General features: G+C 41.1%; 10 protein-coding genes. All 10 read right to left on the minus strand.

The window, feature by feature from the left end; genetic code table 11:
• Positions 1–439 (minus strand): cytochrome C assembly family protein (locus AC1DVB_RS22550; protein WP_477591054.1); only part of this gene is annotated, 439 nt, incomplete at its 3' end.
• Positions 432–2,081 (minus strand): cytochrome c biogenesis protein ResB, encoded by a 1,650-nt coding sequence (resB, locus tag AC1DVB_RS22555; protein ID WP_264638991.1) that lies wholly within the window; start codon positions 2,079–2,081, stop codon positions 432–434. The genes resB and AC1DVB_RS22550, both read right to left, overlap by 8 nt.
• 18 nt (positions 2,082–2,099) lie before the next feature.
• Positions 2,100–2,630, minus strand: coding sequence for a thiol-disulfide oxidoreductase ResA (gene resA / locus AC1DVB_RS22560; RefSeq protein ID WP_034308103.1), 531 nt, complete (start codon positions 2,628–2,630; stop codon positions 2,100–2,102).
• Positions 2,631–2,840: 210 nt separating this feature from the next.
• Positions 2,841–3,581, minus strand: a complete 741-nt coding sequence (rluB, locus tag AC1DVB_RS22565) for a 23S rRNA pseudouridine(2605) synthase RluB (RefSeq protein ID WP_034308106.1) — start codon at positions 3,579–3,581, stop codon at positions 2,841–2,843.
• A gap of 305 nt (positions 3,582–3,886) precedes the next feature.
• Entirely contained in the window at positions 3,887–4,426 is a 540-nt protein-coding gene (locus AC1DVB_RS22570; protein WP_239858453.1) for a spore maturation protein, read from the minus strand.
• A gap of 2 nt (positions 4,427–4,428) precedes the next feature.
• The gene (locus AC1DVB_RS22575; RefSeq protein ID WP_063575727.1) at positions 4,429–5,022 is read right to left on the minus strand and encodes a nucleoside recognition domain-containing protein; all 594 of its coding nucleotides are present in this window, start codon (positions 5,020–5,022) and stop codon (positions 4,429–4,431) included.
• Complete coding sequence (locus tag AC1DVB_RS22580) at positions 5,015–6,175, minus strand: D-alanyl-D-alanine carboxypeptidase family protein (RefSeq protein ID WP_095678609.1); 1,161 nt, start codon at positions 6,173–6,175, stop codon at positions 5,015–5,017. Before AC1DVB_RS22580 ends, AC1DVB_RS22575 begins: the two co-directional genes overlap by 8 nt.
• A gap of 156 nt (positions 6,176–6,331) precedes the next feature.
• Entirely contained in the window at positions 6,332–7,978 is a 1,647-nt protein-coding gene (locus AC1DVB_RS22585) for an FAD-dependent oxidoreductase (RefSeq protein ID WP_477591057.1), read from the minus strand.
• 178 nt (positions 7,979–8,156) lie between these two features.
• Entirely contained in the window at positions 8,157–8,720 is a 564-nt protein-coding gene (ahpC, locus tag AC1DVB_RS22590; RefSeq protein ID WP_034308115.1) for an alkyl hydroperoxide reductase subunit C, read from the minus strand.
• A 444-nt stretch (positions 8,721–9,164) separates the two neighbouring features.
• Positions 9,165–10,040 carry a superoxide dismutase gene (locus tag AC1DVB_RS22595; protein ID WP_454861475.1) on the minus strand — a complete coding sequence of 292 codons (876 nt, stop codon included), beginning with the start codon at positions 10,038–10,040 and terminating at the stop codon, positions 9,165–9,167.
• Between the last annotated feature and the right edge of the window lie 123 nt (positions 10,041–10,163).

Genomic DNA, 10,163 nt, shown 5'->3' on the forward strand with positions numbered 1-10,163 from the left:
GTCCTGCCGCTGCAGTCGTTACATGAATATGGAGCCAATCACTCTGCAAAGCAGGGATGAGTGGCGAAATTTCTGTAGGGAACATACTTGCATAAGCGATTATCAATAATGCTATCGGTAAAGCGAATAGCCCAAGGGCAGGTGTTTTATAAAGATAATAAATTAATATGAAAGCACCGACCAGCATCATTCCGAAAAAGGTCGTAAATTCAAACAGGTTACTTACCGGGGCATGGCCGGCTGCAATCCATCTAGTGATGAAATACCCAATTTGCGCCGCAAACCCGATAATGGTGACGAAAATGCCCAGTTTTGCCCATTTGTTTTGTTTCTTTTCCTCCGCACCGCGTTTATCCTTGATCGATCCCCCGAATAAAAAGGTAGCGATCAGATATAAAATGAAAGCTGCATATAAAAGGTTACTGCTTAATTCAGCCATTTAAAACTTCCCCCTTACTAGAAGATTTCTCCTCTTCAAGTTGATCCATTGGTTCGGAAAGTGATGTTGATTCTATCGCTTGTTTTATATCTCTTTTAATGCCGTGCCAGTTTTTGTTTGTATGGCCGGCCAAAAGTATCTCATCATCTTTCCTCTTGATCCATATACGCCGATGATTCCAATAAGACCCTTGGACAACGCCGATCATGAAGATGATTCCACCCGTGAATAAGATCCAAAGGGTTAAATCCTTCCTGACGGTCAAAGCCGTGACATCTTGGGTTTCCACACCATTAAAAGCCATTTTATAAGTGTTTTCCCCTAAAGGCTCCACAGTCTCCTTAATCGCTACGAAACTGACTTCACCCTCTGGCTTATCCGGAGTATGCATCTTAAAGATAAATGCTGGATTATTCGGAATCTTCGATATCGTTCTAGGTTCGCCTTTTTCATCGAACTCGAAATCAGGGAAGTAACTGATCAAGTCAACGGAATATCCTTCTTTCAACTCGTATTTCTTTTGCGGGTTGTTCAAATCAACCTTTAAGCTTCCATATTTCTCTTCGGTTTTTTTATTTATCAAATTAAAAGCCATCGTACTGAGCTCATCCAATTTATAGTCTACTTGGTAAAGGGCATAATGATCATGTTTCAGAGGTTCATTGACTTTGATTTTATAATCTTTAAGCTTATCAAGGTCCACTTTTTCCCCTGGTAAGGTTTCTCCCTTGCGCTCATAGAGCGTAACATCGGATTGATATGTTTTAGCGATCGTACCGGTTTTATCAATTGCAGCACTGTACTGCTTATCTTCTTCACTCTCTTTGTCATACACCTCTAAGGTAAATTCATTATTCTGAAGATAGTATTCACCATTTGTACCGGGGATTTCTTTCCTCTCGCCTTCACGCAGCCAAAGTACTTTGTCGATATACATCCCAGGGACGGAACGCAATAATGCTCCAATTAAGAAAATGATAAGTCCAATATGATTGACATAGGGTCCCCAACGTGAAAAACGACCTTTTTCGGCAAGTATATGACCGTTTTCCTCTCGTATATGATAACGCTGCCTTTTTAGTCTATCCTTTACTTCTTCAAGGTTTATATCGTGGTCTTCAAGCTTTGTCACCCCATAAATTCGCTGACGTTTCATGAAACCGTCATGACGTGTGACCCCTTGCTTTTTTAACGATCGATATAACGGAAAGAACCGGTCGATACTGGCAATCAATAGTGATATGCCCAGCATGCCTATTATAATCAAATACCACCATGAACTATACAAGTTATGAAACCCGAGTTCATAATACACCCTTCCGAACCAGCCATATTCCAGTTCATAATGCTCTGCAGGCGTCGCGGTTGAAGGGATGTACATTTCCTGGGGTAAAATCGTCCCGATAGCTGAAGCGATCAAAGCAATGACTATGAGCGTCACCCCGACCTTAACGGAAGAAAAGAAATTCCATATTTTATCGATGATCGTTTTTTTATATGTTTGTGAACGCCTGGCACTTCCTTCATATCTCATATCAATAAGCTGGTGCTCTTTTTCGTTACCAAGCACCATTCCGCATTTCCCGCATATCTTTGTGCCAAACGGATTTACATGACCACAATCGCATTTTACTTCTTTCATGTCAAAAACTCCCCAATATTATGGTTTAATTCTCTCCATATGCTTTTGGATGCTCTCTTCTGTCAAAGCTCCGGTGATGATATCTATCACTTTCCCCTCTTTATCAACCAAAAAGGAGACAGGCAATATATCCACGCGGTAAGCATTTTCCACTTCCCTACCTTTATCGATCATGACAGGAAAGGTAAGGTCATGCTTTGTAATGAAATTATTGACAGCATAGTCAGATTCCCCGACGTTAACGGCCAATATCTCAACGCCCTGGTCTTTAAAGTTTTTATATTGATTTTCCATATAAGGCATTTCATATTCACACGGCTTGCAATATGTACCCCAAAAGTTCAGGAAGACGCCTTTTCCCTTGTAATCTGAAAGTTTATGCTCTTTACCTTCCATATCAGTCAAGACGAAATTGGGTGCATCGGATCCTTTTCTCAGGCTTTCATTCTTATCTTTAGTGAAGTTCGTATAAAGGGCAAACACTAAAGCTGCACCTAAAAGCAGGAGAATGATGGTTCTGCTAATGAGGCGTCGCTTCTTTTTATCCATAGAGATCCTCCTAAGGCCACACTAAATTTAACCATACCATTATACCATTTAACGCCATGTCCTTTATATTTGCATTTCTGAAGGTTTTGTGACATTCTTTCCCGATTCATGAAGGAAAAGGTATTTACAGGTTGTTTTCCACCACCCATTTCTTCCAGGGGAAGAGTAGGGGTAGTGGTTTCAACCTATCAATACGGGAAAAATACTAGCTTACATTCTCCGCTGTTTAGGCTCGGTCGTTGCTAAAGTCCGCATTAATTTAACTTCATGTGGAGTCAGCTCCCGGGAATCCCCTGCAGTTAAACCATCCAAGGTCAAGAAACCATATTGCTCCCTCTTCAATTTAATGACGGGATGGCCAATTGCTTCGAACATCCGGCGGACTTGCCTATTCCTGCCTTCATGTATTGTGATTTCAACTATGGCCGTTTCCTTTTTCTTGTCGGTAGACAATACCCTTGTCTTGGCCGGAGCAGTCTTGCCATCCTCCAACTTGATTCCCTTATCCAGCTTTTTCAAGCTTTCACGCAAAGGCATCCCTTTCACTTTTGCCACATACACTTTATCCACTTCATGCTTCGGATGCATTAACGTGTTTGCAAATTCCCCGTCATTGGTTAAAATCAACAAGCCCGAAGTATCGTAATCCAAGCGGCCAACTGGATAAATCCGTTCATTGATGTAAGGGAAAAAGTCCGTTACGACTTTTCTGTTCTTATCATCAGAAACGGCCGAAATGACGCCGCGCGGTTTATAGAATAGGAAATAAACCGGAGCTTCTTTTTCAAGCGGGACTTCATTAACCTCAACCTTATCATTAGGCCCCACTTTCACACCTAATTCTTTCACTACTTTGCCGTTCACTTTTACCTTACCTTCTAAAATCAACTCTTCTGCTTTACGGCGGGAAGCCAGTCCAGCATGTGCTATCACCTTTTGTAATCGTTCCATCTATCTTCACCCCATAGTATAATCATTCGTTTGTTATTGTCTATACATACACAATCATACAATTATTACATATTGAGAGGCAAAAACAAAAGGTTTTTCGCGATTAAGAGCTTTTCTTTTATTATTACACCAATAATGGGACGGTTAAATGGGTTGGTTTCCATAATGAGTGTAACATAGCTTATTTTTCCATACAAAAAAATGTTTCTTTTGATGAAAGTTTGAATACACCTTAATAATGGATGGCTGCTTTTAAGAAAAAAGACAAAAAAAAAAAGAAATGGAATCGTCCATTTCCCTACCTTTTAATTCATGCCGAAAACCAGTGTGACGACAATAACGGCAGCTATGATTCCGATCAAGTCTGCCAAAAGGCCGACCTTAAGGGCATCACCCATTTTTTTGATTCCGACGGCTCCAAAATAAACGGTCAATACATAGAAGGTGGTATCCGTACTTCCCTGAATCGTGGCAGCCAAGCGGCCAACAAAGGAATCCGGTCCATAAACCGATATCAGGTCGCTGGTGATTCCTAAAGCCGCTGTTCCGGATATTGGTCTAATAATCGCAAGGGGTAAAACCTCAGACGGAAAATGAAGAAAGGAAAGCAAGGGGTTTAGTGATTGTACAATGAAATCCAAGGCCCCTGATGCCCTAAATACTGAAATCGCCACAAGCATCCCTACCAGGAAAGGAATAAGGGAAAAGGACATGTTGATTCCTTCTTTCCCCCCCTCAACGAAGGTCTCATAGGTAGGAACTCTTTTCAATGTGCCATACAGTAATATTCCGAGGATCAAAACCGGTATCATCCAAATTGAAATGGTGGTCATCCAGTGCAACATCCTTATTCCCTCCCGTTCCTCTTTCTCCTGTAATAAAAATATCTATCTATCGCGATTCCTCCAACGGCAGAAATGGCCGTTGCTATTATGGTCGGAAATACGATGTCCGTCGGGGAGTGGGCATCGTAGTTCATGCGGATCGCAATGACAGTGGTTGGAATCAACGTTACGCTTGAGGTATTGATTGCTAAAAAAGTGACCATCGAGCGGCTGACCGTTGCTTTTCCTCCATTTAGTTTCTTAAGCTGTTCCATGGCTTTTATACCAAGAGGCGTAGCTGCATTCCCCAACCCGAATGTGTTTGCCATCATATTGGAAAGTATATACCCCATAGCGGGATGATTAGGAGGCACTTCAGGGAATAGCCATCTCATGAACGGCTTGAACAAGTTGGATAGTTTATCTAACAGCCCCGATTCCTCCGCAATTTTCATCAAACCCAGCCAAAAGACAAGTATGCTCATCAGTCCCAGGCAAAGGGTGACCGCTTCCTTTGCGCTGACAAATAGAGCTTCATTCACCTGATCCATCGTTCCATTAACCATGCCAAAGACGATACCGATCACGAACATCCCGACCCAAATGTAATTAACCATTGCGTCCGATTCCCAATACCGCTTCAAATACTTCAGCCCATGAAGATTGGAATGATTGTTGCTTGAAGCTTTCTTTTGCTTCCCCATAAAAAATTGACCGAGTTCCTATTTTCTTCCCATCAAGATAGATGGATGCTCTGCCGACAACTTCCGGGATTTTCCTTTTATCATCCCAAGCCTTCTGGGGCTTCAACAATTTCATTTTCACTTTGACCAATTCTCTCTCTTCGTTTGTCAGTGGGTATGAAAAATCATTTTTAATATAGACATGTCCTTTATATATTTTATTTTCCATGTTTTCCACCATGCCTGCGGGTAAAATTTCTGTTGGCTTATAATCCTTAAAGGCCGATTCGTACATATGAATATGATCATTCCAATCATCCGGACCATTCAATGTCACAGCAATCAGGTCATGCTCGTTTTTTGTTGCCGTCGTGACCAAGGTACGTTTTGCTAGTTTCGTATACCCTGTTTTCCCCCCTGTGCAATACTCATATAATTGTGTAAGTAGGCGATTTTTGTTCTTCCATACATAATCCCATTGTTCTGTGGAATTAGGTGCCCTGTGTTCCTTTGTGCCGGCAATCTTCGCATACGTTTCATTTTGCATGGCATAACGAGTGAGAATGGCCATATCATAGGCGGTTGAATAATGGTTCTTCGTATCATCCAAACCATGTGGATTTGAAAAATGGGTATCCTTCATCCCTATTTCTTCCGCCTTTTGATTCATCATCCAGACGAATCCATCCAGGCTTCCGCCAACCTTTTCGCTGATTGCCACTGCTGCATCATTACCTGAACGAAGCATCAAGCCATATACCAAATCTTCGAGCTTAATTTTTTCTCCTACTTTTAAGTAAAGGGAAGATCCCTCCGTCCCGAAGGCATTGCTGCTCACCCTAACTGTCTCATCCATCTGTCCCGATTCAATAGCCAAGATGGCCGTCATTATTTTCGTAATGCTTGCTATGCGATTCTTTTCATGAGCATTCACTTCATAAATGACCCTTCCGCTATCCTCATCCATTAAAATCGCGCTATGGGCACTTACGGATACATTTGCATAGGCGCTTTGTACAGGTGCTCTAAAAGACAACAGGAGAATGACGATACACAAACTCGATAACCCTTTATATAGAAAACGCATGAGTGCCCCCTCGTCTCTTTACTTGTTTTTGTACAAGTTTATGCAAAGGGACAAGGGTTATGAATAAAAGAATCTAAACCTTGATGATATCCACTGTTTTCAAGGGAAGTTTTCCATAAAAAAATCGATAGGGACTCCTATCGATTTAGTGTTCTATTATACTAATAGTGCAGCGATTTCATCAATTTTCTTAGCTCCGAATACCACTTGTTCATCATTGATGATCATGGCCGGCACGCTCATGACTTTATATTTCTTCTTGATTTCCTGGAAATTGCTTATATCGACCATTTCAGCTTCAACGTTAGGGTTTTCAATCGCTATGCGCTGTGCCCCCACAACAACGTCTGGACAGTAGTGACATGACAATGAAACCATGACCTTAATGTTCGCTTTTTTACTGATTCCCTTGATTGAATTCAATACGGCTGAATCCAATGCTTGACCAGGTCCAGCCAGGTTATAGATGGCCAAAATGAAGGAATTCAACTCATGGCCGCCTGGTACACCGTGGAATTTGACGCCACTGTATTCACCATTTGATTTTAAGAGGGCAACGACAGGGAACTTATCCGCATTGACTTTTTCTTCGATTTCCGCATTTTCCCCTTTGTTGTATAACTCAAGATGAAGCTTATCTCCTAATTCCGCAACATCCAACAGGAAGTCTCGCAATTCGACTGATTTTGGCAAACTTTCATCGACAATGGACACCATAGTAACGTCGCTCTCCATCTTACCGAAGATTCCCTTTAATTGGCCGCGTAACGCATCACTTAATAAAGCGCTCTTGCCTGCTGGGACAGCTGCCTGTTCTTTTTTCGCCGGTTTTTCAACTTCAGGTTCATCCTTGATTCCCAGGCGATCTTTTTCTTCCTCAATATATTTGCCGGCATCCGTTGCTGCAATCGCTCCATCGGATACAGCTGTGATAATCTGGCGCAAGGATTTTGGCCTTAGGTCGCCCGCCGCATAGACACCATTCACATTAGTCTTCATATCATCATCGGTTAAAATGTAACCAGCATCATCCATTTCGATATGGCCCTTGAATATCTCTGTTTTCGGCTCGTAACCTATGAAAACGAATACGCCAAATGTATTGTCTTCTTCCTTCGCCTTATATTCAAATTCTTCTTTGGTAACGTTATTGATGAAACGTGCACTTTGAATCATCCCGTCTCCATGAACCCCAAGGATTTCCGTATTGAATTTCACTTCAATCTTATCATTTGCCATTACTTTATCAACAATGGACGGGGCACAAGAGAAGCTTGATTCACGGGCGATGATTGTGACTTTTGTAGCAAAACGTGTCAGGAATATCGCTTCTTCAGCGGCTGCATATCCTGCCCCGATAACGAAAACTTCCAACCCTTCAAAGAATTCACCATCACATGTTGAACAATAAGCTACACCGCGGCCAGTGAATTCCTCTTCACCTGGAAATCCTAGTGTTCTTGGAGAAGCACCCGTTGCAATGATGACGGCGCGTGCATGGTAGTCCCCGCCAAGGGTTTTAACGACTTTCACCTCACCGGAGAAATCCACACCCGTTACATCAGCTTTGGCGAACTCAACGCCAAAGTCTTCGTTTTGAAGCTTCATTTCTTCAACTAACCTAGGACCCGATATATGACGGATACCAGGATAATTGGCTATTTCCGATGTAGTTGCAGCTTGACCGCCGCCAGTGCCTTTTTCAAGAATTATCGTCTTTAGCTTCGCTCTTCCTGCATAAACACCGGCTGAGAGGCCTGCAGGACCGCCGCCAATAATTAATAAATCATATATTTTTTTCATCTTTTGTGCTCCTTGCTGAATGATTATAACGTGCTAAACTGATTATTTTGAAAAACAAAAGGCACTTATTTTAGGTAAGTGCCTTTTGTCATTGTATCATGTCGGACGATTTGTCCAGTAATCGTAATCAATGCTGGGTATGTCCATTACCTGTAGAAATGGGCGCTCCCATTAAAAATTAAAGTTTACCTACAAGGTCTAGGCTTGGTTCAAGAGTATCTTCACCTGGAGTCCATTTTGCAGGGCAAACTTTATCTCCATGTTCCGCTACGAATTGTGCAGCTTGAACTTTTCTTACAAGTTCTTCTGCATTACGGCCAATTCCTAAATCATTGACTTCGTATGCTTTAATTTGTCCTTCTGGATTTACAATGAAAGTTCCACGTAGAGCCAATCCATCTTCTTCAATCAATACACCGAATTGACGGGATAAAACGTTTGCTGGGTCAGCTAACATTGGATATTGGATTTTACCGATTGTATCAGTAGCATCAGCCCATCCTTTGTGGCTGAAATGAGTATCTGTTGAAACTGAGTAAACTTCACAACCAATTTCCTTGAATGTTTCATAGTTATCTTGAAGATCGGCTAATTCAGTTGGACATACGAAAGAGAAGTCAGCTGGGTAGAAAAAGAATACTGCCCATTTCCCTTTAACATCTTCAAGTGTAACTTCTTTGAATTCTCCTGCATGGTAAGCTTGTACTTTAAAATCTTCAACTTGTTTATTGATCAATGACATAATAAATTCCTCCAATAGCTATTTTTTTTATCTGCTCCTGTTTATAATAATTATTAAATAGAAACTAGTCAATAAATATACCTTAATAATTTTTAAGTTCACAAATTGGTCACAGTTTTTATATTAATATAAATTAATTATTTTTAAAATCCCATAGTACTTTAAATTAGCTTTTTCAACACATTTCCAATATTATTTCTAGGATACAAATAAGACACATGCTCATTATTTCGTGAGATGATTTCCTCTCCTTTTCAATCTAATTATAATATCCAAATGAGAATCATAAGTCGCTTTCTAATAAAATTTTCAGGTCTCCTTCATATCTTTCCCATATTTCCCCTAAAAAATTCTTGTTTCGAAATTTCAATCAAAAAAAAAACGAACCTTGACGGCCCGTTTAGTTGTAATTGGTTCTCCAAAGACATTTCTATATTTTATCAGTTATTGCTTTTTCCAAATAAGCTTTTTCGCTTCGGTGAACCTTACGGCTATTTTCGGCCAGTTTACAACGTCCCACCATTTGTCCACATAGCCTGCCCGATTATTTTTATATTGCAGGTAATAAGCATGTTCCCATACATCAAGAACAAGGATTGGGATCGTATCCCATTGGGTCAAAACCATGTGCAATTCCGATTGAAGTATTTCTAACCGCCGCGCACGCGGAGACCAGACTAATATCGCCCAGCCAACACCTTCTACTTGTTTGGCAGCCTCACTAAAATGACTTTTAAAAGCTGCAAAGCTTCCAAAATCCTTCTCAATCTGTTTAAGTAAATCCCCCCTTGGCTGTCCGCCCCCTCCCGGAATCATCACTTCCCAGAACAGCGTATGGAGATAATGGCCCGATCCATGAAAGGCTGCTTCCTTTTCCCAATGTCTCAACAAGGAAAAATCATTCGTTTCTCTTGCTTTTTTCATCATCAATTCCGCTTTATTCAGACCATCGACATATGCTTGATGATGCTTATCATGGTGCAGATACATGATTTCCCTTGAGATCGTCGGTTCCAACGCTTCATAGGCATAAGGTAACGGCGGTAGCGTATGCTTCCCAATCGGCACTGATTGCCTTTCCTGTATATTGAATTCTCTAGCGAGTTCTTCAATTTCCTCGTAGACCCGAGCCATCTCTTCTTCAATCAGGACCATATCCTCATAATCCATTTCTTCCTCATCCATATTCTTTGCCAACCCGGAAAGCCGTTCAATATTTGACAGCAACGGCGAATCGGTGATATCGATCTTCTCAAGATATTCCATCACTCCATCAACCCAATCACTTACCTCTTTAGCATAATCTTTTACCTCAGACATCTTGCAACCTCCCCCTATTCCCATACACATAAATCATCAAAGTATTTTATGTATCGATTAAGCGGAGATTCCATTTATAGCTAAAAAAAACAGCAAGGCTTATTAAGCCTTGCTGTTTCATTA

The organism is Peribacillus sp. P4_D6, assembly GCF_056401795.1.

Bases quoted from the DNA above. Each gene is read 5' to 3' on its own strand.
- resB (WP_264638991.1), bottom strand. From the start codon at position 2,081: ATGAAAGAAGTAAAATGCGATTGTGGTCATGTAAATCCGTTTGGCACA.
- resA (WP_034308103.1), bottom strand. From the start codon at position 2,630: ATGGATAAAAAGAAGCGACGCCTCATTAGCAGAACCATCATTCTCCTG.
- rluB (WP_034308106.1), bottom strand. From the start codon at position 3,581: ATGGAACGATTACAAAAGGTGATAGCACATGCTGGACTGGCTTCCCGC.
- AC1DVB_RS22570 (WP_239858453.1), bottom strand. From the start codon at position 4,426: ATGTTGCACTGGATGACCACCATTTCAATTTGGATGATACCGGTTTTG.
- AC1DVB_RS22575 (WP_063575727.1), bottom strand. From the start codon at position 5,022: ATGGTTAATTACATTTGGGTCGGGATGTTCGTGATCGGTATCGTCTTT.
- AC1DVB_RS22580 (WP_095678609.1), bottom strand. From the start codon at position 6,175: ATGCGTTTTCTATATAAAGGGTTATCGAGTTTGTGTATCGTCATTCTC.
- AC1DVB_RS22585 (WP_477591057.1), bottom strand. From the start codon at position 7,978: ATGAAAAAAATATATGATTTATTAATTATTGGCGGCGGTCCTGCAGGC.
- ahpC (WP_034308115.1), bottom strand. From the start codon at position 8,720: ATGTCATTGATCAATAAACAAGTTGAAGATTTTAAAGTACAAGCTTAC.
- AC1DVB_RS22595 (WP_454861475.1), bottom strand. From the start codon at position 10,040: ATGTCTGAGGTAAAAGATTATGCTAAAGAGGTAAGTGATTGGGTTGAT.